Genomic DNA, 20,257 nt, shown 5'->3' on the forward strand with positions numbered 1-20,257 from the left:
GAGGCATTTCAATGGCACACAAACAAGTTCTGTTCCATTCAGCAGCTCGCGAGAAAGTCCTGCGCGGCGCTTCCCTCCTCGCGGACGCGGTGCGCGTTACGCTCGGCCCGAAGTCGAAATCCGTTCTGATCCAGAAAGGATGGGGAGCGCCGATCGTCTGCAACGATGGTGTCACCATAGCGAAGGAGTTCGATCTCAAGGACGCCGAAGAGAATCTCGGCGCCCAGGTTCTTCGCCAGGCCGCCGAGAAGACGGGCGACGTCGTCGGAGACGGCACCAGCACCTCCACCATCCTTGCGCATGCCATCTTGTCGGACGGAGTTCGCAACGTTGTTGCCGGCGCAAGCGCGATCGACCTGAAGCGTGGTCTGGACCGAGGGACGCAGGCCGCCATCGCGGCGCTGCGCGCGATGGCAAAGCCGGTGAAGACGAGAGCCGAGAAAGCTCAGGTCGCAACGATTTCGGCCCACAACGATACGTCTGTCGGTGAGTTGGTCGCTGACGCGATCGAAAAGGTCGGCGGTGATGGTGTGATCTCGGTCGAGGAATCCAAGACGACCGAGACCCTCCTGGACGTCGTCGAAGGGATGAAATTCGATCGTGGCTTCCTGTCCCCTTACTTCGTCACGGATGCCGACCGGATGGAATCGGTGCTGCAGGACCCGTACGTCCTGCTCTGCGACCACAAGATCGGTGCATTGCGCGACCTCGTACCCGTCCTCGAGCAAGTCGCCAAGAGTGGCCGGTCGCTCCTGATCATCGCCGAAGATATCGAGGGCGAAGCCCTGGCGACACTCATCGTCAACCAGCTGCGCGGCGTGCTCAAGGCCTGCGCGGTTAAGGCACCTGGATTCGGCGATCGGCGCAAGGCCATGCTGGAAGACATCGCGATTCTGACCGGTGCTCAGGTGATTTCGGAAGAGATCGGCTTGAAGCTCGAAAGTGCTACCCTGCAGCAGCTCGGCCGCGCCGCGCGCGTAGTTGCCGACAAGGAGAACACCACCCTGATCGGCAGCGGCGGCGACCGTTCGCGCATCGACGCGCGGGTCGCGCAGATCCGGGTCGAAATCGAGAAGACCACCAGCGACTACGACCGGGAGAAGCTCGAGGAACGTCTGGCCAAACTGTCCGGCGGCGTGGCCGTGATCCGGGTCGGAGCACCGACCGAAGCCGAAATGAAGGCCAAGAAGGAAGCTCTCGACGATGCGATCAGCTCCACCAAGGCGGCGGTTGCGGAAGGGATCGTACCCGGCGGCGGACTTGCACTGCTTCGAACGGTTGCGGCCGTAGCCAAGGAAGAAGCCGCTTGCGAGGGTGACGAACGTACTGGTGTGCAGATCCTGAGGCGAGCACTCGAAGCGCCGGCCCGTCAAATTGCCGAGAATTCCGCTACCGACGGCGGCGTCGTGGTCGCGCGGATGCTCGGCAGCGAGGGCAATTTCGGTTTCGATGCTGCCCGCAAGGTCTATGTCGATCTCGTCGAATCCGGCATTGTCGACCCCGTCAAAGTCGTACGGACCGCACTTGAAAACGCCGTCTCGGTGGCGAGCGTCCTGCTTCTGACGGAAGCGACGATGACGGAACTTCCGGAGCCGAAGCGCGAGCGCTTGGCCGAGCACGACATGGCGATGTAGGGCGCGTCCCAACTGCCCCGATTTTTTTAACGCCAGAAGGCCGACGATACGATCATCCAGATCTTGCTTACGCTTCTAACACACCCGGCGTGGGAATTTGAGGGAGATCAACCAGCGCGCGACAGCCATGACTATTCTTTCCGGCGACCGATATGGTCAACCTCTAAGGAGAAGATGATCATGACAACCGAGACCAAACTACCCGTCACCAAGACATCCACCGCGCCCGCTGTCGGCGCAGCATGGCAGCCGTTTCAGGCCCTGAGGAACGAAATCGATCAGATCTTCGACGATTTCGGCAACGGCTTCTGGAAGCGGCCATTCCCGTCGCTCGCTCGGCTGGAGCGTGATCTGTCCAAGAACTTCAATGCGCCAGCCGTGGATGTTGCCGAGAGCGACAAGGCTTACGAGATCACGGCGGAGCTTCCTGGCCTCGATGAGAAGAACATCGACGTCAAACTCGCCAATGGCGGCCTCACCATCCGCGGCGAGAAGAAGGAAGAGACTGAGGAGAAGAAGAAGGACTATTACGTCTCCGAGCGCCGCTATGGCTCCTTCGAGCGTTACTTCGCACTGCCGGACGATGTCAACTCCGACAAGATCGAGGCAACGTTCAAGAACGGCGTGCTCAAGGTCGTCTTGCCGAAGACCGAAGAAGCGCAGAAGTCGGCCAAGACCATCAACGTGAAGGCCGCCTGAGCGCCCCCGTCGAGGTGAGGCTGCGACTGTCGCAGCCTCGCCAACAATAAGCCGACGACCGCCTTCGAAGGCACTCTCGATGCGTTCCCTTGGGGCTGAGATCGCGGCCTAGGGGTGCTTGCCCCGATTATGCAGATTCAGCATTTCACGCACGTCGTCGTCCTCCAGGGCCTCCTTGATCGCGCGACCCTCCCGGCCGGTTACGATCAGCTGCTCACCACGATTGGATGCGGGCAACTCTGGTTTTTGCTTAGTCGCGCTTTCCTGCGCCACTTGACCATTCCTGTCCATCACGCACTCTCCTGTAGCGCTGATCTCAGTGCGACATCAGCAGGCAGACCGGAGCCTGTTGCAACAGGGTCAGTGTCATGCCTCCAAAGATCCATTCTCCCAACCGACTACGTCCATAGCCACCGGTGACAATAAGGTCGGCGCCGAGTTCGGACGCCAACCGAACGAGATAGCCTCCGTCCGGCTCCGCTGTATGAACACGAATCTCGTGTTGGCACTGCACTCCGTGCCGCTGAAGATAGCCGGCCACGTCGCGCACGCGCCTGCGAGCCGCATCCTGATCGCTCGGCGTGCAGATTTCCGCGATTGTGACCTGGGAGGCCCTGGTCAGAAATGGCATCGCGTCGCGAACAGCAAGGCGCGCCTCCCTTGTGTCCTTCCAACCGACCACGATGCGGTCACCGGACAACTCCGTCACACGCTCCGGCACTGATAACGTGGGTCGCCCCATCCGCAGCATGGCTCCGGCCGGATCGAGGAAGTGGGAGTGGCTTGCCGTGTGCGGCCTGCGCTTGACGATCACAAGGTCCGCCGCGCGAGCCTGCTCGACCAGAAAGTCGGTCGGAGAATCGAGCCCCCAGCGCCATTCGGCCGTCTCGCCCGCCAGGCCGAGCACCCGCTTGAACCAAGCTTTTTTCGCGGAAAGCGTTGCTTTTATGCGCTTGACGTCTTCCTCGGTGGTTTGCTCGATGATGACACCTTCCGCCACAAAGGGAGGCTCCACAGCCACCGCCGAAACACCCAGGACAGCCGCTCCGAAGGTCCTCGCGACGCCCCCCGCAACGGCGACTTGTCCTGCCTCCTGCTGTTCGGAATCGACGTAAACCATGACGCTTGCGACCGACATGATGCTGCTCCGGCAAAGTGCACGACAACCCTTTATCGCTTGGCGAATCAGCCGAGCGCTTGACCGACATCAAACAAGCGGAACTTGCCTAGCGATCTGGCAATCTCTCCTCAAGCCGCGTCTCGCAGATGCTTCTCGATGTCGCCCACAGGGTGTTTCGTGAGGTCCTTGTCGAGCTCGGCGATGATCCGACGCTTCACGTCGTCATGAAAGGCCGACCGAAGCTCCGCCAGGGTGCGGGGCGGCGCAACAACGATGATGGCGGTTGCATGTTCGCCACGAAGGAGGCGCTCTGCGGCGGCCGCGACCTGCCTTGCAAAGCGCGCCTCCTCGAGCTCATGCCAATCGGTCATTTCCACCGCGCTTCGCTGCCCCGAATGCGCGCCCTTGCTGATACGGCCGGGTCGATCGCTGCCTTGGGAGTTCGCGGACGGATTCTCTGTCTCGAAAACCGCCTCCGTTTTCAAGTTCGGGAACTTCTCGTCGCCTTCGTTGCGAAGGAACAGCGCTTTCCGTCCGTCGCCAACGAACACGATAGCCCGATGTGGTATCCTGATCATTTCCGACCTCCTCGCTGCAAACCTTCAATTCCTATCGCCTGAAAGTCTGCATTGCTTGATCCCGATCAAATCGGGCAGCTGACGATCCGGCAGGATTATGAAAAATCGCGAGGCGATATGGAGGGTTGCCATGCAGGCACGAGACGTGATGGTGTCACCAGTGGTTACCGTTGGACCCACCGCAACCATCCGGCAAGTCGCACAGATCCTGCTGGAGCATCGGATCAGCGCCGTACCGGTCGTCGACGCTGACAACAGGGTCCTCGGAATCGTGAGCGAAGGCGATCTGCTGCACAGGGCCGAGAGCGGGACCGAACGCTCGCCCCCGTGGTGGTTACGCCTGTTGACCGGTGACGCCGAGCTTGCAACCGAGTACGTCAGGTCACACTCGATCAAGGTGCAGGACATCATGACGCAAGATGTTGCAACCGCTGCACCCGAGACGCCCTTGCATGAAATCGCCATGCTGTTCGAAGAGCGTCAAATCAAACGCGTTCCTATCGTCAACAAGGAAGGCCAACTCGTCGGGATCGTAAGTCGAGCCAACCTGCTCCAGGCCATCGCGAGCGCCAGGCCGAAACTCGAGATATCGCTGCCCGATTCGGCCATTCGGAAGAGGTTCTTCGAGGAAATCAGGAAGCAGCCCTGGGCTCATACATTCAATCTGAACGCGACAGTGCAGAATGGTGTGATCGATATCTGGGGCTTTGCGCCATCACTCGCCGAACGTACGGCCATTCGCGTTGCCGCAGAAGCGATCCCCGGCGTGATGGCGGTGAATGACCACCTGCTGGAAACTCCCGCCTTCGTATATTGACCTGAAGAAGCAACTGGGTTCGCCTCCAGGAGCGGTTGTTTCCGGCGGCACCGTTGATAAGCTCTGGAGAATTTGACTTGGCTCAAGCCCGGACGTCATGAACCTGTTCTGCTGTATTCATGACCGGGTATATTAGATCGTTTGATGAGATCGGATTGGCGGACGTGAGCCTGGTCGGAGGCAAGACTGCCTCCCTGGGCGAACTCTACACCGCCCTCGCCTCACAAGGGATTGCGGTTCCCAACGGTTTTGCGATCACAGCCGATGCCTATCGCGAGGCGCTGTCGCGTGACGGCGTCGCGTGCGCGCTTCAGCAGCTGCTCGACGGGGTGGACAAACGCAAGATCAAGCAGCTCGCCAGCAAGGCTGCGAAAGCTCGCGAGATCATCTACCAGGCGATGGACACGCCCCTCCTCCGCGAGCAGATCGTGGAAGCGTACCGGCAGCTCGAGCGCGAATCCGGAACCGGCGTTGCCGTTGCCGTGCGAAGCTCGGCGACCGCCGAGGATCTGCCAACCGCGAGCTTTGCGGGCCAACACGAAAGCTATCTCAACGTGCGCGGGCCCGAGGATCTGTTCGAGGCCTGCCGGCGCTGCTTCGCGTCCGTCTTCACCGACCGCGCGATCTCCTATCGCATCGACAAGGGCTTCGATCATTTCAAGGTCGCACTCTCCGTCGCCGTGATGAAAATGGTGCGTTCCGATCTGGCGGCCAGCGGCGTCGTCTTCACGCTCGACACCGAATCCGGCTTTCGCGACGTCGTCTTCGTCACAGGCTGCTATGGTCTCGGCGAGACCATCGTTCAGGGCCAGGTCGATCCCGACGAGTTCTACGTCCACAAGCCCACGCTGAGCCAGGGATATCGCTGCGTGCTGCGGCGACGGCTCGGAGCCAAGCAGATCCGCATGATCTATGGCAAGCGCGGCGGCGAACATGCGACGCTCACCCGCAAAGTTCCGGAAGCCGAACGCCAGAGATTTTGCATCTCCGACCCAGAGGTGGTGAGCCTTGCCGAGATCGCAATGCGGATCGAAGCCCACTACTCGCAACACGCCGGTGCAGCGATGCCGATGGACATCGAATGGGCCAAGGACGGCGCTGACGGGAAGCTCTATATCATTCAAGCCAGGCCCGAGACGGTAGCCTCGCGACGCTCGGCGGACGTCTACGAGACCTACAGTCTGAAAGCGCACGGCCCGGTCATCGTCAACGGTCGCGCGGTGGGCGAGAAGATTGCTTCAGGGCGTACGCGCCGCGTCGCTACTGCGCGCGACCTCGCCGCCTTCAAGCCCGGCGAGATCCTGGTGGCCGCGGCGACCAGTCCGGACTGGGAGCCGGTCATGAAGATCGCGGCCGGCATCATCACCGACAAGGGCGGCCGCACCTGCCATGCCGCCATCATCGCGCGCGAGCTGGGCATTCCCGCCGTGGTGGGGGCCACTCTCGCGACCGAAAGGATCAAGACCGGGACCGAAGTCACGATCTGCTGCGCCGAAGGCGATGTCGGCAGCGTCTATCAGGGCAAGGCCCGCTTCGACGTGACCAGGACGCCGTTGAGCGAGCTGCGGCCGCCGCGCACGGCCATCATGGTGAATGTCGGCACTCCCGAGATGGCGTTCCGCACCGCGATGCAGCCGCAGGCCGGGGTCGGCCTCGCCCGCATGGAGTTCATCATCAGCGAGCATATCGGCGTTCACCCGATGGCATTGCTCAAGCCGGACAAGGTCAAGTCAGCCAAGGCACGTGCCGCGATCGCGCGCCTGGTGAAGGGCTTCACGAGCCCCGCCGATTTCTTCGTTCAAAGACTGGCGGAAGGGGTCGGTACCATCGCCGCGGCATTCTATCCGAAACCTGTGATTGTGCGGCTTTCCGATTTCAAGACCAACGAATATGCCAGCCTGATCGGCGGCGAAGGCTTCGAGCCCAGGGAGGAGAACCCGATGCTGGGTTTCCGGGGCGCCTCTCGCTACAGCCATCCTGCCTATGCGGAAGGATTTGCGCTGGAGTGCGCCGCACTTCGCCGGGTGCGGAAGGCGATGGGCCTCTCCAATCTGCGTGTCATGGTGCCGTTCTGCCGCACGGTCGAAGAGGGCCGGCGCGTGATCGCGACGATGGCGGCCAATGGATTGAAGCGCGGCGAAGACGGTCTCGAGATCTACGTCATGTGCGAGATTCCGAATAATGTGATCCGGATCGATGCGTTTGCGGAGCTGTTCGATGGCTTCTCGATCGGCTCCAACGACCTCACCCAGCTCACGCTGGGGGTCGACCGGGACTCCGACATCGTGGCCTTCGATTTCGACGAGCGTGATCCGGGAATGCTGGAGATGTTCCGGCAGGCGGTGGTCGGTGCCAAGCGCAACGGTCGTCATATCGGCATCTGCGGCGAAGCGCCTGCGAACTACCCGGAGATCGCGCGCTATCTGACGGGCCTCGGCATCGACTCCATCAGCGTCAATCCGTCGAGCGTGTTTCGGACCATGGCCGCCGTGTCGGACGCCGAAGCCGCCCTCCCGAAGTCCGCGTCGTGACGCTTTCGCCCATTGTCGCAATCAGACCGCGGCCGGGACGGCCGCAGCGTGAATACGCTCTGCCGCGGCATTGACCTTGGTCATCATCTGCGTCAGCTCGTCATAAACTTCGTCGTCGATGGTCACCGCGCCGAAATTGGAATCCTCGCCGTCAAAGCGGCCTTCGGCCGGCTGATCGGCATGCTCGAACCAGTGATAGCCGACCACATTCGGCTTGCTGAGGGCTGCCGCGACGTAGCCTTCGAAAGCCTGGGCTCGCTCAGTCTGGGTTGGCAGCCGCGGTCCGGCCCCTCTGGAATTCGGCAGGCCCGCATCGTCGCCGCGGAACGAGAATTCCGAGATCAGGCACGGCCTGCCGGTGGCAGCGTAAGCGTCGATGACAGGGCCAGGATCGAAGTCGTAGCAATTGAAGGAAACCACATCCAGGTGACGGCCGGCCGCGGCAATCACGCCACTGAGCGGTTGGTATCCGAACCGGGAGCCGAGCACGAGATGATTGGGATCGGCGGCCCTGATCGCCGAGACACACAATTCGAAATACTTGTCGGCCACGACGGCGACAAAGGCATCGCAATCGGCAGAAAACGCCTCGCGAGCGGAATCTGCCAGGTTGGCCTTGGTCTCGAGCGCATCGTTCAAGACGCCGGGCCGCAGTCTGACAAACGGCGCCACGATGTGTTCGATCCTGCCGAGCTCTTCCCAGGATCGCGCCCGTGTACGCCAGACCGCATTGAATTGCGCAAACTCTCGATAGTGCGCTTGCAGACCCGTGATGGCGGCAATCTTGCCCGGACGATGGGATGGCAGGTTCAGAAAGAGCGTCAGAAGCTCGTCAGTACCGCGCCAGTCGGGCGACCAGTAAAGTTCGTTGTCGATGAAGGTACCGAGCAAGCCGGGATCATTGCGTCGAGGCCTGCAGCGTTGATCGGCGCTCATGCGGATATGCGCCGAGAATTCGGGATCGTAGACATCAGGAAAGACCTGATCGCGGCGGTGCAGGCGGAAAGACGCGCCAAGCTCCGCCGTTGGCGCGGTCGCCAGCAATCGCGATCCTGCGCTGGCGACAAGTTCATCTGACCAGCAGCCGACCGTATTGAAATTCCAGCTCGCCAGCCGGTCGGACGCCGCGGCGCGCCAGATGGACGGGCTGCCGTATTTGGCCATGCAAGCTGTAGCGTAGGGCACGCGATCCGTCTGTCCGACATGGTCCTGATCGAAGCGGATGTTGTTGACGCCTTTGGAGAGGAAGCGGCCACCATCGGGATCGACCAGCCAGAAAACACCGTTGTGTTCGGCGAAGCGGAAGAAGCCGCTTCCGCTGCGGCCGTCGACGACCCCTCCCCACTTCGTTCTTTGCAACTGCGAACCCCGGCAACAGACCAAGCTTGTCAATTCATCGCATGGTCCTCTCCAGGGCTCTTGACCTATCTCAATACCATCCAGCAGCTGCCCGACTATCAACGACAGGGAGAGGATGCTTGCAATCCAAGGGCAGCAACAGGGCACAGCTGGAGTAAGACCAAGCAGGTCGTCCATGTCGACAATTCAACTGCCGAACACCGTCGATCTGCGCCCCGATTTCATCTGGGGAGTTTCCACCTCGAGCTTTCAGATCGAGGGGGCCACGCGCGAGGACGGCCGCGGACCCAGCATTTGGGACATCTACTGCCAAAGCGGCATGATCAAAAATCGCGATACCGGCGACGTCGCGTGTGACCACTATCATCGCCACCGCGAGGATGTGGCCTTGATGAAGATCCTCGGCGTGCAGGCGTACCGGTTCTCGATTGCCTGGCCGCGCATCCTGCCGCAGGGACGCGGCGCAGCCAACGAGGCCGGTCTTTCATTCTACGACAGTCTGATCGACGAGCTCCTGGCCGTCGGCATCGAGCCGTGGCTGTGCCTGTACCATTGGGACCTGCCGCAGGCATTGGAGGAGCACGGTGGCTGGCAAAATCGTGAAATTGTGACGTGGTTCGCCGACTATGCGGCTCTGGTCGCGACCCGCTTCGGCGATCGGGTCAAGCGTTTCGCGACGCTCAACGAACCATCGATGTTCAGCCTGTTCAGCCGATCGCTCGGCAAGCGGGACCGCAGCAGCGAGGACAAGCTGCATCGCATGATCCACCACGTCAATCTTGCGCACGGCGCGGCGGTCGATGTCGTCCGCGCAAAAGTGGCCGACGCCTCGATCGGGTGCATTCACAACAGGCAGCCGTGCCGGCCGTCCAGTAGCAGCGAGGCCGATGCAGCCGCCGCGGCACGCCTCGACGTCTACTGGAACAGCGCCTTCCCGGATCCGCAATGTCTTGGCGCATATCCAGCACAGATGCGGTCAGCGATCGAACCACATCTGCAGGCGGGAGACCTCTCGCGCATTTGCCGTCCGGTCGATTGGTTCGGGCTGAACCACTACAGTCCGGTCTATGTGAGGGCGGATCCGAATTCGATGCTGGGCTACGACTTCGGCGACAAGCCCGTCGGCGCCGCACTGACGCCGATCGATTGGCCGGTCGATCCCAAGGCTTTCGGGGATACGTTGCAGGCGGTCCAGGATCGCTACGGCCTGCCGATCTACGTTCTCGAGAATGGATACGGCAATTTCGACCAGCCTGACGCGACCGGCGCGGTGATTGACACGGGCCGAGTGGAGTTTCTGAGGGACTATATCGACGCGATGAATGCCGCCGCCTCTCGCGGCGTCGACGTTCGCGGCTATTTCGTCTGGTCGCTGCTCGACAATTTCGAATGGGATTCCGGATACAGCATCAGGTTCGGACTGACCTATGTGGATTATGCGTCGCTGCGGCGAACACCCAAATCCTCGTTCTATTGGTATGCAGGGCTGATCAAGGCGGGGCGGGCATGATGAAGGCGCCCCTTCCAGCGGGAACTACCCTTCTGGCCGATATCGGAGGGACCAACGCCCGCTTCGCGCTCCTGGCGGATGGCAAGCTGAGCACGATTGCGCACACGGTCGTCAGCGATCACGGCACCATTTCGGAGGCGCTCGCTGCCTATCTCGGTGACAAGGCGAAGGCCGGGACAATCCAGCACGCAATCCTTGCTGCCTCCGGCCCAGTTCAGAACGGCCGCTGCGCACTCACCAACAATCCCTGGGTGATCGATGCAGAGAAATTGCGCGAGGCCTATGGATTCTCGTCGGTGCGCCTGATCAACGATTTCGAGGCAGTCGCGTTGGCGCTACCCCATCTTTGTCCGGGCAGTCTTCTGCAACTGGGCGGGCGTGAACGGGTCGCGGGGGCGCCTCTTGCAGCGATCGGCCCCGGCACCGGCCTCGGCATGGCGGCCCTCATACCGCACGCCAGCGGCCAGATCGTCCTCTCCGGCGAAGGCGGCCATTCCACGATGGCGGGCGGCTCCTTGCGCGAGGACGCCGTCATCGCGCATTTGCGGCAACGATTCGGGCATGTCTCGTCAGAGCGCCTGCTGTCTGGCGCCGGCCTGGAAAACCTCCATGACGCTCTTGCGTCACTCGAGGGCCTAACCACTCCGAAACGTCGCGCGGCCGACATCACGCGGGCCGCAATCGATGGGACATGTCCAGTCAGCGCTGCTGCTCTCGAGATGTTTTGCGCGATGCTGGGGTCGGTTGCAGGCAATTTTGCACTCGCCATCGGGGCAAGGGGCGGCGTGTTCATCGGCGGAGGGATTTTGCGCCACATGCCCGGCTGTCTTGCCGCGTCCCCGTTTCGCATGCGCTTCGAGGCCAAGGGACGTCTCAGGAGATTCCTGGAGCCGATACCGGCCTATCTCATCCTGGATGACGATGTCGCATTCACCGGCCTCCGCGCGCTGATGGAGGTCGAAGGCCTTGGTTAAGATGCCGCCGATCGTCACGCTGACCATCAACCCGGCGGTCGATGTCTCGACCTCGGTCAGGAAGATGCTTCCCTTCACCAAAATGCGCTGCGCGGAAGCTCAGCGCGATCCCGGCGGCGGCGGTATCAACGTCGCCAGGGTTCTGACGCGGCTCGGCGTCGACGCGATCGCGATCTACCCGGCCGGAGGTGCCACCGGGCAAACCCTTGCGGCACTGGTCGAGCACGAATCCGTGCGCAGCATTGTGATCCCGGCAGCTAACAGTACTCGCGAGGACATCACCGTCTTCGACGAGACGACCCGCGAGCAGTTTCGTCTGGTCTTTCCGGGCGCCTTGCTCAATGAATTTGAATGGCAGCAATGCCTCGACGCAGTCACGCGCGTCAGTTCGCAAGCCGGGTTCGTCATCGCAAGTGGCAGCCTGCCCCCCGGGGTGCCGGCCGACTTCTACGGACGTGTGGTCAAGGCATCGAGAGGGGTAGCCAAGGTCATTGTGGATACGACCGGCGATGCGCTCAAGGCTGCATTGGAGGCCGGCGTTTATCTCATCAAGCCCAATCTTCGCGAGTTTCAGGATCTCGCCGGGATCAGCACCGAGGATGAGCCTTCGCTGCTTGAAGCGGGACGCAGCCTGCTCGATCGCTACCGCATCGAGATCATCGCGCTCTCGCTGGGCTCGCAGGGGGCCCTGCTCCTGGCGCGCGACATCGCTTTGCGTGCGAATGGCCTCCCGATCGAGCCCGTCAGCGTTTCGGGCGCAGGCGACAGCTTCCTGGGTGCGATGGTGTCGAGCTTTGCACACAGCAACGATCTCGAAGCGGCTCTGCGCTATGGCGTTGCCGGCGGTTCGGCCGCGCTGCTGCGTCCCGGCACGGGGTTGTGTTTAAGAGAGGACATTCATCGTCTCGCTTCCAGCGTGAAAGTGACTGCTATCGCCGGCCATCATGCCTAGCAACGCGAAATATCGATCGCCCGGGGAACGCCAACTGCTGTTGCGCTTCTGGCGAAGCGCACGTGGATTTTGGACGGGCAAATCGGCCCGCTGGGCCTGGCTCCTCACCGTGCTGCTCCTCGTCACGATTGTTCTGCAACTACTGACCCAGTACGCGCTGAACTTCTGGAACCGAGACTTCTTCAACGCGGTGGAGCGCAAGGATGGGAACCAGCTTCTAATCCAGGCGCTGCGATTCATACCGCTTGCGGCGGCCAGCCTGTCGCTCGCGGTCTTCTCGGTTTGGGGCCGGATGACGCTGCAGCGCACATGGAGGGCGTGGCTCAGCGACGAGCTTTATCGTTACTGGCTGGAGCGGGATCGATTGGTACGACTGAACCTCGTGGCGGGAGATTATCAAGCCCCGGAATACCGAATTGCAGAGGATGGCAGAGTGGCGACGGACTTCCCCGTCGACCTCGTTCTCGGGCTTGTCGCCTCCCTTCTGACAGCGGGCACCTTTATCGGCATCCTCTGGGTGGTCGGAGGCAATCTCACCATCGACGCAGGCAGCCTGTCTGTGACCATTCCCGGCTATCTGGTGGTCGCCGTCATTGTCTACTCGATTGCTGTGGCAGCAACGACGATGTTGATCGGGCGTCGGCTGACCGACGTCATGGAGGAGAACAAGCGGGCTGAAGCCCAGTTGCGAGCCATCGGAACCCATCTGCGTGAAAGCGGAGAGAGCACCCACGAGGCGAGCGGCGAGGATGGAAAACGCAAGATGAACTCCGCTCTCACGGCTGTGATTGCCTCGTGGCTGAAGTATTGCTGGCAACTCATGCGCCTCACGACCATAACCCATACGAATTCGCTGCTGGCGCCGGTGATTGGCCTGCTGCTTTGCACGCCGAAATACGTTGCAGGTACAATGCTCCTCGGCGAGGTCGTTCAGGCGGCGGCAGCGTTTGCCGTGGTCCAGGGCGCCTGCAGCTGGTTCACGGACAACTATCCGCGGCTTGCTGAATGGGCTGCTTCGGCCAATCGCGTCGCTTCGCTTCTTCTTGCTCTGGACAAGGTCGATCAATGCCGCGCAGATGACAAGGCAACCTTCACGCGTAATTAGTTTTACCAAGCCGGAAGGTCTATCAGGTGGACGACGAAGTGGTATCGAAACTGGAGCAGCGCCTGGGGCGTATCCACGCCCGGCAGCGGCTCGGAATCGAAACCGATCATGACGCCCAGGTCTTCGGCCAGGGCCTCAACTTCTTCCATATCGAGAACTGGTACTCTGTTCATTCGTTGATACGAAATATTCTGAAGTTGTCCGGGCTTTACTGGCGCGGGCGCCGAAATGCCGAGCGAGTGACCCTGAAACACAACAGTATCGAGTGCGCTGATTTGCCAGCTTCGTTCGACGGCTTCACGATTCTTCACATCAGCGATACCCACGTAGATATGAGCCAGCGCGCCATGCGGCGCCTGGTCGAGCTGGTCTCAGGCCTGAGCTATGATTTATGCGTCCTGACCGGCGACTATCGTGGCAAGACTTTCGGAGCGTTCGACGCTGCGCTGGAAGGCATGGCACGGGTGACCGCCAACCTCAAGCGGCCCATTCTCGGGGTGCTCGGCAATCACGACACCATCAGGATGCTACCCGGTTTGGAGGCGATGGGCATACGCATGCTCCAGAACGAATGCACGACGATCGCACGCGGCGGTCAGAAGATATTCGTCGCAGGGATCGACGACGCGCACTACTACAGGGTCGACAACATCGAGAAGGTTGGGTCAGAGATCCCGGACGGCGCCTTCTCGATCCTGTTGTCCCACACACCCGAAATCTACCGGCAAGCAGCCCATGCGGGCTTTGATGTGCTCCTGAGTGGACACACGCACGGGGGACAGATCTGCCTTCCCGGCTCGATCCCCATCACCCTTGACTCAGTGCTGCCGCGTCGGATGGGAGCCGGTGCCTGGCGCTATCACGATATGGTCGGCTACACTTCCGTGGGCGCAGGATCGAGCGTCGTTGCCGTGCGCTTCAACTGCTCTCCGGAAATTACGCTGCATCGATTGTGCCGGCCGACGGACCGCTTCAATACGGCTGATCCCTGATGCGCAACTTGTACAGCACACGGGAGATCGCGAGCTCGCCGACAAAGAACATCAAGACAACCACGAAGATGTCTTCATAGCTCAGCCCGAGGCTTTCCTGGCAAGACAGAAGTGGGAACAGCGATTCCGGAACCTGGTCCAAACCCAACGCCTGGCTGCTTGGCGGCATGTTCATACGGCGCTTCAAGAAGCTCGAAAGCAAGTCCCCCGCCATCGCGACGATGGCCACGAGAGCTCCCAATTCGTAACCTAATCCAAGAAGGGTCCCCCCAACCGTGGTCACGATGATTGACGCAACGATGCCGCGGACGGTCTTCGAGGCCCCGAATACAGGTCGGCCATCGAAGAGCAGAAGCCCTCCATCCAGCGCGAACGCGAACCGAGAGCCGAAGAGCTTCTTGGCTACGACCGGCGACCCATTCGCGAGCGTCAGCAGAACAATCGAATAGAAAATTGGCAGCCCGGCCATCAAGCATCTCGCGGACAGCACCGAGGTATGAGCAAGCAGACACGTCTGCGGATCTACGTCTCAATCTTTGGAGTGAGGCAACATCCGGATGAGCGTGCGGTCCCGAAATACCCAATGATGAATGAGCGCGGCGATCGCATGAAACGCTGCGATGACCACCAGCGCATGCGCCATAATTTCGTGTACTTCTTTCACATTGTGGGCAAACGCCGCATCCTTGAGCCACGGCGACGGAATGGTAGATAGACCGAACAGTGACAACGCATCACCACGCGCGAACTGAAGCACAATCCCGGCGACGGGCACCGTGACGAGCAATGCGTAAAGAGTATAGTGGGCGATCGCGGCGGCAGTATCGCCCCACTTTCCGAGCCAGACCCCAAATTCGGTCGCTTCCGATACAGGCGGCGGATTGACCGATCGCCACACCAAGCGAGCCACGAGTAGGACGAGAACCGCGAGTCCGGCCGCAACATGAACGGCAAGACCGATCTGACGGGGTTCGCCCGTCGGCAAGTCATCGCCAAAAATGCCAAGTGCCCAAGCAACAATGACAAGAATGACCGTCAGCCAGTGCAAGCTCTGCGCAATAGCGCCATAGTTCTTGTCTGAATTGAGTAGCTGCATGTCGGAGCCTTTTGACTATACTCCTCCAAGGCGCACTTCAGGTCGTTGACGTGAATCAAGCAGGTCGAGCACAGGGCTCACAAATCGGCACACCCATAAAAGCGCCGCCTGCTTAAATGACCGCAGGCGGCGGCTTTCCAGCCTGCAAAACCCGGTATGTGACATGCCGCACGACCTGGAGCGGCTGCCACTTTGCTCTAGATCAAGACTCGTCCGGCCATCGAGCGCTTTCGTACCGCGTGCGGACCGGTTCCCTCTACAGCAAGGTACACGGCGCGGCGGCTTCGAATTTTGCAGATTGCTTTGATAAAACCTCCGGAGAGGTCAGAGATATCTGGCGACGATCGTGACGTGCGGCTCGACGCTTGTCGTGGGCTGGCGCTCTGGTTTGTTTTTATCGACCACATCCCTGGCAACGTCTTCGACTGGTTGACCATTCGCAACTACGGATTTAGCGATGCATCCGAAGTATTTGTTTTCGTGTCGGGCTATACGTGCATGGTCTCATATGGCAGCACGCTGCGAAGTCGAGGTTGGCCAACCGTCATCGCAAGCAGCTTGCGACGCAGCTTCGAAATTTACGTTGCGTTTCTACTACTGGTCATCATCTATCTCACCCTGGTCTGGCAAAGCGGCTCTTATCTGGACGAAACGAACACAAGGCACTTTTTCGATGATCCAGGGACAGTTCTCATCCGTCTCCTGGCTCTGCAGTACGCTCCCGTCAACACTGATATCCTGCCCACGTTCGTCATCCTGCATCTCGCATTTCCGCTCGTGCTGTGGCTTATTGCCCGTAATGCAGTAATCGCACTCTCTGCATCATTCATGCTCTACTTGATGGTGCAGCTGTATAACTGGCACATGCCTGCCTGGCCGACTGGTGAACTCTATTTCAATCCATTCGCTTGGCAGATCTTGTTTGTCGTCGGCGCTTGCTCCGCCGGCCCATGCGCCCCGCAGTTCGCTGGCTTCGTGCGACACCGAGCCGCGATACCGCTCGCCGCCGCTTACGTTCTGTTCAGCCTCATTGTCGTCTTGAGTTGGCGTGTGGATGCCTTCAAGTGGCTGATCCCGCAAATGATCGAAGACTGGCTCTATCCAATCTATAAGAGTCATTTGGATCCGGCTCGGCTCATCCACTTCTTGGCAATCGTGGTTTTGTTGACGCGTTTCGTTCCGCCGGCCGGGCACCGTCCACCGGGGCCCTGGACGAAGGCGCTGATCCGCTGTGGCGAAAACTCGCTATCTGTCTTTTGTTTCAGCGTACTCGCTTCGTTTATTGCATTCGTCATATTGAACCGGGTCTCCGACGGGCTGCCAATACAGGCCGCAGTCAGCGCGTTTGGTATCGCGTTCATGATTACGATTGCCAACCTTCTCACATGGGAGGCCAAGCTCGACCGGCGGGGTTCACCGCTGTTCTAGTCAACCTCGATGCCCGCTCCGCCAGTGGTAAAGGAGACTACAGCCGCAATGGTGTTCGCAACGGACGTTCCTCCACTGCGGCAGCTTGCCAATCGTGCGAAGCGCAGGCGCGAGCGCCGTGAACGCCGCCTCGAACCGCAGGGATGGTTCAGATGTCGACGAAGTACGAAGGGATTGTCCGGAGGGTGGCAAGCCCGTGGAGCGCGTATCGGACGACGCTGGGTTCGGCCGCGATCGCTACATTTGCACGAATTGCGATGTCGATCCGCTTGAAAAACCCGTCGCCCAACGATGGGCCGATAACTCGCTGAGGCCGCCGGGCCTCTGACCAAGGCCTAGGATGTCATTCGGTCCGCAATAATGTTGCAGGCCGCACGACAGGTTAACCATGGCGCCGCAAAAAAACATTACCGATTGAATGCAATCGGTTGAGTTTCGATTACCCCTACGAGTCCTTGGCATTTTGACAGAGTTCGCCTTGGCTCGTTTGACGCCTGCGACAATGTACCCAAATGATGCGCACCGCCAAAGCAGTTGGCTGGCGGAAGAAGGTGAAGTAATTCTGCGATTTTATCGGCCATCGGGATCTGAAGCGGATCAAGACGACCCACGGCTACGACTGGGTCGACCATCTGATCGGAAAAGACGTTCCCCGCGAGAGCATCCGCAAGGTCTTCATCGCGGCTCTTTCCGCCACCGCCGGCTTCATGGTCGAGCGGCGGAAGCTCGAGCAGAATCCGTTCCTCGGTATCCGCGTCCGCGACGCGGACGCCTCCGAGAACGCCGAAAAGGAGAAGGAGCAAAAGGAGCCGCCGCGCAAGGGCTTCACGCTGGAGGAAGCCAAGAAGATCCTGACGGCCACCCTCGTCGCTCCCAGCGATTTCATTTCGGTCGAGATGGCCGCGGCCCGCCGCTGGTTGCCGTGGCTCTGCGCCTACAGCGGCGCACGTGTCAACGAACTCACCAGCCTCTACCCGGATGACATCCGCCCTCGCGGCTACGGGATCTGGTGCATGATCATCAAGCCGTCATTGGAGAAGACCAGCCAGTGGCGCGCCGTTCCGATCCACTCCCACGTCATCGACCAGCGGTTCGGTCAGACATTCCTGGAATACGTGGAGGAACGACGGAAGCTGAACAAGCCCTTGTTCTACGACCCCGAACGTCGTCGCGGTGGAACGGTGAGGCATCCGCAATTCCACAAGGTCGCCGAGCGCATCGGGGATTGGGTCCATGGCCTCGGCATTCCGTACGACGTCAAGCCGAATCACGGCTGGCGACACGTCTTCAAGAGCATGGCACGCCACGTGGGAATGGACCGCGAAGTGGAAGGCTTCATCACCGGCCATCGGCCGAAAGATGCCAATTCGGGCAACGACTACGGCGACCCCTGGATGCTGACGATGTCCAAGGAGATCGAGAAATACCCGCGCTACGAGCTTGCCGCCTTCGATGGGCCGCCGGTGCCGCACAAGCGCCGTCGGCGCACCAACTTCGACGTCGCGGTCGCGAAGGCAGCCAAGGAAAAGCGCAAAGCGGCGCGCGCAAAGCGCAACGCATGACCGGCCATTACAGCATCGCACGGAACGACGAGGATAACATGGAAAGACCGAACCCCGACCTCTTCTACACGCAGCCGACCTTCCGGGCGGACAGCCCGGATCTCGCGAAGTTGAGGGCCCGAACCGACTTGACGCTGGAAACCCCCGGCATCGGCTGGCGCTCGCATTCGACCACTACCGATTCGAGGCCTTCGCGACGGAGCGCGAACGCGACGCGCGATGCGGCCCGACCGGCCACCCGGACGTTCGCTACGAGCCGGCGACGATGAAGGATCTCAAGCACAACAAGATCTCCTTGGAAATGATCGCGTGCGGACACGATGTCGATCACCCGCGCTTCGATGAGCTCGTCACGCCGCTGTTCGACGCCGCTTTCAGGCGGCTCATCGGAGACCTGGTCGAAGCCCCGAAGAGCACGGTGGGTACGCTCGCGTCGACTGAAATCATGATCGCCAGGGTGCGCTATTCGATCAAGGCAGATTCTGTGGGCGGATGGATCAAGTTCCCCATCTCCGCGCTGATAGTGTTCGAAGAGGAAAATCGGGGCGTCAAGAGCCGCACGATTGCGTGGCTGGAGAACCGTCTTGAGCTAACGGCCTCGCCCTCCTTGTTCGGCACCAAACCGAACTGACGGTGGCAACGGGCTTGGCAGGATGAACATCCGCGAAGGTGGAGGCATGAAAGAGCAGATCGAATTTCGCGTCCCTAGTGTGGAATTCTACGTGCCCCGAAGACGGCTTAGGGCGAAAGACATGATCGCGGTAACCGGTGCGCCGCCCTGGCGCGTCCGGCGCGCGCGCGGCCTGATGGAAGCGGCGAAGGCCGTATGCCGGAAAGCTGCGCAGGCGAACGGAGGGATCGTCGCTTGAGCAAAAAATATCCGCCTCTCGAATATCACTTCACATACCGCATCAGATACCGACCTCGCGGAAGGCGACGTTGGTGGCGCGGGTATGTTTCGGACATGCAGCCCGTCGAGATCGTCGAGCTTAGCCCGGCCGAAGCTCCGGTCGTGTACCGCATCCGCACCACGCTGCCTGGACTCCTCCGCACTTGCGAGGTGAGATCGTTCGGGGGCGCACTGTGGTGGCCTGTCTACGACAACGATAAGCCGCTCACGCCTGCGGCATTCGTGTCGATGGCGAAGGCGAATTGGAAACGGGCAAGCGCGCTCCTGGATCCGATGCGGCGCACCTACTCCGTATCCAATGCCCCGTCGCTCCAGAAATTCCTGGAAGAGCATGTCCCGAAAGAGACTGACGATTCCCATCGCGAACGGCAAGCCAAACAGGCCGAGCGCGATGCCGCAGCGATCATCTTCTGCGCGAATCGGGTGTTCGTCAGCGCGGGGGATCCGATCTGGTATGCCGTCTGGGACGATAGCTACAAGTTCGACCTAGTCGTCGGCCACTCGTGCCTAGATCGCGTATACAAGGATCAGCCGCACGGCAATGGCTTCCTCACCTGCGGTCCTGATCGCGATCAGCGAATCGCCTGCGGACGCGAGTCGCTGGCATTCGGGCTTGGCGAGTTCTCCTTGGCGATGGAAGCGATCGACGAGCTAGGACATTTTTCCAAGGTCTGCTCCAAGATCGTCGCCCTCTCCGACCACGTTCCGGGCAATGCTGCGAAATTCTGCGTGAGAGCCGCCGCTCAGAATCTTCGTTATATCGCGGGGACCAGCTTCAAAGCGCTAATGCCACAGTTCTCTTGGGATGCGCCCAAAGCGCGAACGACGCTGCGGTCGGACCTGGGAATGCTGCGAGCTTTCGTTTCTCATGAAGAAGTTTTGCGCGAGCGCTATGAGGAAGCCTTGGCCGACGCCCGCAAGGTACTCGACCGATGGACCGAGGATGCCGCGCTTGCAAAGCTGGGAATGCAGCCATGAGAACGTGGCGGT

At 60.8% G+C, this 20,257-nt stretch carries 20 protein-coding genes; 14 read left to right on the top strand and 6 right to left on the bottom strand.

All coding sequences use genetic code 11. The annotated features are described in order from the left end of the window. Positions 1 to 11 precede the first annotated feature (11 nt). Together groL and QY049_RS28360 are read left to right on the top strand one after the other, a co-directional pair. A complete protein-coding gene (gene groL, locus QY049_RS28355) occupies positions 12 to 1,634 on the top strand; it encodes a chaperonin GroEL (RefSeq protein ID WP_301270365.1) in 1,623 nt (540 codons plus the stop codon). Positions 1,635 to 1,814: 180 nt separating this feature from the next. Further along, positions 1,815 to 2,333 carry an Hsp20/alpha crystallin family protein gene (locus QY049_RS28360; protein ID WP_301270245.1) on the top strand — a complete coding sequence of 173 codons (519 nt, stop codon included), beginning with the start codon at positions 1,815 to 1,817 and terminating at the stop codon, positions 2,331 to 2,333. 108 nt (positions 2,334 to 2,441) lie between these two features. Here QY049_RS28360 and QY049_RS28365 read toward each other — a convergent pair whose 3' ends face one another. The 3 genes from QY049_RS28365 to QY049_RS28375 all read right to left on the bottom strand — a co-directional run bounded on the left by QY049_RS28365 (position 2,442) and on the right by QY049_RS28375 (position 4,031). Further along, complete coding sequence (locus tag QY049_RS28365) at positions 2,442 to 2,624, bottom strand: hypothetical protein (RefSeq protein WP_301270246.1); 183 nt, start codon at positions 2,622 to 2,624, stop codon at positions 2,442 to 2,444. A 25-nt stretch (positions 2,625 to 2,649) separates the two neighbouring features. Continuing rightward, positions 2,650 to 3,471 carry a universal stress protein gene (locus QY049_RS28370; protein ID WP_301270247.1) on the bottom strand — a complete coding sequence of 274 codons (822 nt, stop codon included), beginning with the start codon at positions 3,469 to 3,471 and terminating at the stop codon, positions 2,650 to 2,652. 110 nt (positions 3,472 to 3,581) lie between these two features. Continuing rightward, positions 3,582 to 4,031, bottom strand: a complete 450-nt coding sequence (locus QY049_RS28375; protein WP_301270248.1) for a host attachment family protein — start codon at positions 4,029 to 4,031, stop codon at positions 3,582 to 3,584. Positions 4,032 to 4,161: 130 nt separating this feature from the next. Here QY049_RS28375 and QY049_RS28380 point away from each other — a divergent pair, with 130 nt between their 5' ends. Together QY049_RS28380 and ppsA are read left to right on the top strand one after the other, a co-directional pair. Further along, entirely contained in the window at positions 4,162 to 4,848 is a 687-nt protein-coding gene (locus QY049_RS28380) for a CBS domain-containing protein (RefSeq protein WP_301270249.1), read from the top strand. Positions 4,849 to 4,967: 119 nt separating this feature from the next. After that, positions 4,968 to 7,379: a phosphoenolpyruvate synthase gene (gene ppsA, locus QY049_RS28385; RefSeq protein WP_301270250.1), complete on the top strand. Its 2,412-nt coding sequence runs from the start codon at positions 4,968 to 4,970 to the stop codon at positions 7,377 to 7,379. A 21-nt stretch (positions 7,380 to 7,400) separates the two neighbouring features. Here the strand turns inward: ppsA and QY049_RS28390 are convergent, their stop codons facing one another. Further along, complete coding sequence (locus QY049_RS28390) at positions 7,401 to 8,915, bottom strand: agarase (protein WP_301270251.1); 1,515 nt, start codon at positions 8,913 to 8,915, stop codon at positions 7,401 to 7,403. Here QY049_RS28390 and QY049_RS28395 point away from each other — a divergent pair. Genes QY049_RS28395 through QY049_RS28415 form a run of 5 tightly spaced genes read left to right on the top strand, consistent with a single transcriptional unit; the run spans position 8,914 to position 14,271 of the window. Further along, the gene (locus QY049_RS28395; RefSeq protein ID WP_301270252.1) at positions 8,914 to 10,248 is read left to right on the top strand and encodes a GH1 family beta-glucosidase; all 1,335 of its coding nucleotides are present in this window, start codon (positions 8,914 to 8,916) and stop codon (positions 10,246 to 10,248) included. The genes QY049_RS28390 and QY049_RS28395 overlap by 2 nt on opposite strands. Then, positions 10,245 to 11,222 carry a glucokinase gene (gene glk, locus QY049_RS28400; RefSeq protein ID WP_301270253.1) on the top strand — a complete coding sequence of 326 codons (978 nt, stop codon included), beginning with the start codon at positions 10,245 to 10,247 and terminating at the stop codon, positions 11,220 to 11,222. Before QY049_RS28395 ends, glk begins: the two co-directional genes overlap by 4 nt. Position 11,223: 1 nt before the next feature. Further along, positions 11,224 to 12,174, top strand: coding sequence for a 1-phosphofructokinase family hexose kinase (locus QY049_RS28405; protein ID WP_301270254.1), 951 nt, complete (start codon positions 11,224 to 11,226; stop codon positions 12,172 to 12,174). Continuing rightward, positions 12,167 to 13,279 carry an SbmA/BacA-like family transporter gene (locus QY049_RS28410; RefSeq protein ID WP_301270255.1) on the top strand — a complete coding sequence of 371 codons (1,113 nt, stop codon included), beginning with the start codon at positions 12,167 to 12,169 and terminating at the stop codon, positions 13,277 to 13,279. The genes QY049_RS28405 and QY049_RS28410 overlap by 8 nt, the downstream gene beginning before the upstream one ends. A 26-nt stretch (positions 13,280 to 13,305) precedes the next feature. After that, positions 13,306 to 14,271 (top strand): metallophosphoesterase, encoded by a 966-nt coding sequence (locus tag QY049_RS28415; protein ID WP_301270256.1) that lies wholly within the window; start codon positions 13,306 to 13,308, stop codon positions 14,269 to 14,271. Here QY049_RS28415 and QY049_RS28420 read toward each other — a convergent pair. Continuing rightward, positions 14,252 to 14,740, bottom strand: coding sequence for a CDP-archaeol synthase (locus tag QY049_RS28420; protein ID WP_301270257.1), 489 nt, complete (start codon positions 14,738 to 14,740; stop codon positions 14,252 to 14,254). The two genes, QY049_RS28415 and QY049_RS28420, sit on opposite strands and share 20 nt — an antisense overlap. Positions 14,741 to 14,800: 60 nt before the next feature. Next, positions 14,801 to 15,367, bottom strand: coding sequence for a cytochrome b (locus QY049_RS28425; RefSeq protein WP_301270258.1), 567 nt, complete (start codon positions 15,365 to 15,367; stop codon positions 14,801 to 14,803). A gap of 351 nt (positions 15,368 to 15,718) precedes the next feature. On the opposite strand from QY049_RS28425, the gene QY049_RS28430 reads away from it, so the two are divergent. The 5 genes from QY049_RS28430 (at position 15,719) to QY049_RS28450 (ending at position 20,245) form a co-directional block, all read left to right on the top strand. Beyond that, complete coding sequence (locus QY049_RS28430) at positions 15,719 to 16,795, top strand: OpgC domain-containing protein (protein WP_301270259.1); 1,077 nt, start codon at positions 15,719 to 15,721, stop codon at positions 16,793 to 16,795. 707 nt (positions 16,796 to 17,502) lie between these two features. Further along, positions 17,503 to 18,357 carry a hypothetical protein gene (locus tag QY049_RS28435; protein WP_301270260.1) on the top strand — a complete coding sequence of 285 codons (855 nt, stop codon included), beginning with the start codon at positions 17,503 to 17,505 and terminating at the stop codon, positions 18,355 to 18,357. A gap of 265 nt (positions 18,358 to 18,622) precedes the next feature. After that, positions 18,623 to 18,988 (top strand): hypothetical protein, encoded by a 366-nt coding sequence (locus tag QY049_RS28440; RefSeq protein ID WP_301270261.1) that lies wholly within the window; start codon positions 18,623 to 18,625, stop codon positions 18,986 to 18,988. 22 nt (positions 18,989 to 19,010) lie between these two features. Beyond that, the gene (locus QY049_RS28445) at positions 19,011 to 19,226 is read left to right on the top strand and encodes a hypothetical protein (protein WP_301270262.1); all 216 of its coding nucleotides are present in this window, start codon (positions 19,011 to 19,013) and stop codon (positions 19,224 to 19,226) included. A 95-nt stretch (positions 19,227 to 19,321) separates the two neighbouring features. Next, the gene (locus tag QY049_RS28450) at positions 19,322 to 20,245 is read left to right on the top strand and encodes a hypothetical protein (protein WP_301270263.1); all 924 of its coding nucleotides are present in this window, start codon (positions 19,322 to 19,324) and stop codon (positions 20,243 to 20,245) included. Positions 20,246 to 20,257: the final 12 nt, after the last annotated feature.

This window comes from Bradyrhizobium sp. WYCCWR 13022, assembly GCF_030435535.1.
Taxonomy (GTDB): domain Bacteria; phylum Pseudomonadota; class Alphaproteobacteria; order Rhizobiales; family Xanthobacteraceae; genus Bradyrhizobium.

What these genes read in the sequence shown, in the direction of transcription:
- QY049_RS28410 (WP_301270255.1), top strand. Translation starts at nt 12,167, where the DNA reads ATGCCTAGCAACGCGAAATATCGATCGCCCGGGGAACGCCAACTGCTG.
- QY049_RS28395 (WP_301270252.1), top strand. Translation starts at nt 8,914, where the DNA reads ATGTCGACAATTCAACTGCCGAACACCGTCGATCTGCGCCCCGATTTC.
- QY049_RS28360 (WP_301270245.1), top strand. Translation starts at nt 1,815, where the DNA reads ATGACAACCGAGACCAAACTACCCGTCACCAAGACATCCACCGCGCCC.
- ppsA (WP_301270250.1), top strand. Translation starts at nt 4,968, where the DNA reads ATGACCGGGTATATTAGATCGTTTGATGAGATCGGATTGGCGGACGTG.
- QY049_RS28450 (WP_301270263.1), top strand. Translation starts at nt 19,322, where the DNA reads ATGCAGCCCGTCGAGATCGTCGAGCTTAGCCCGGCCGAAGCTCCGGTC.
- groL (WP_301270365.1), top strand. Translation starts at nt 12, where the DNA reads ATGGCACACAAACAAGTTCTGTTCCATTCAGCAGCTCGCGAGAAAGTC.
- QY049_RS28425 (WP_301270258.1), bottom strand. Translation starts at nt 15,367, where the DNA reads ATGCAGCTACTCAATTCAGACAAGAACTATGGCGCTATTGCGCAGAGC.
- QY049_RS28365 (WP_301270246.1), bottom strand. Translation starts at nt 2,624, where the DNA reads ATGGACAGGAATGGTCAAGTGGCGCAGGAAAGCGCGACTAAGCAAAAA.
- QY049_RS28390 (WP_301270251.1), bottom strand. Translation starts at nt 8,915, where the DNA reads ATGGACGACCTGCTTGGTCTTACTCCAGCTGTGCCCTGTTGCTGCCCT.
- QY049_RS28435 (WP_301270260.1), top strand. Translation starts at nt 17,503, where the DNA reads ATGGTCGAGCGGCGGAAGCTCGAGCAGAATCCGTTCCTCGGTATCCGC.
- QY049_RS28375 (WP_301270248.1), bottom strand. Translation starts at nt 4,031, where the DNA reads ATGATCAGGATACCACATCGGGCTATCGTGTTCGTTGGCGACGGACGG.
- QY049_RS28370 (WP_301270247.1), bottom strand. Translation starts at nt 3,471, where the DNA reads ATGTCGGTCGCAAGCGTCATGGTTTACGTCGATTCCGAACAGCAGGAG.
- QY049_RS28445 (WP_301270262.1), top strand. Translation starts at nt 19,011, where the DNA reads ATGAACATCCGCGAAGGTGGAGGCATGAAAGAGCAGATCGAATTTCGC.
- QY049_RS28405 (WP_301270254.1), top strand. Translation starts at nt 11,224, where the DNA reads ATGCCGCCGATCGTCACGCTGACCATCAACCCGGCGGTCGATGTCTCG.
- QY049_RS28380 (WP_301270249.1), top strand. Translation starts at nt 4,162, where the DNA reads ATGCAGGCACGAGACGTGATGGTGTCACCAGTGGTTACCGTTGGACCC.
- QY049_RS28420 (WP_301270257.1), bottom strand. Translation starts at nt 14,740, where the DNA reads ATGGCCGGGCTGCCAATTTTCTATTCGATTGTTCTGCTGACGCTCGCG.
- glk (WP_301270253.1), top strand. Translation starts at nt 10,245, where the DNA reads ATGATGAAGGCGCCCCTTCCAGCGGGAACTACCCTTCTGGCCGATATC.
- QY049_RS28440 (WP_301270261.1), top strand. Translation starts at nt 18,623, where the DNA reads ATGAAGGATCTCAAGCACAACAAGATCTCCTTGGAAATGATCGCGTGC.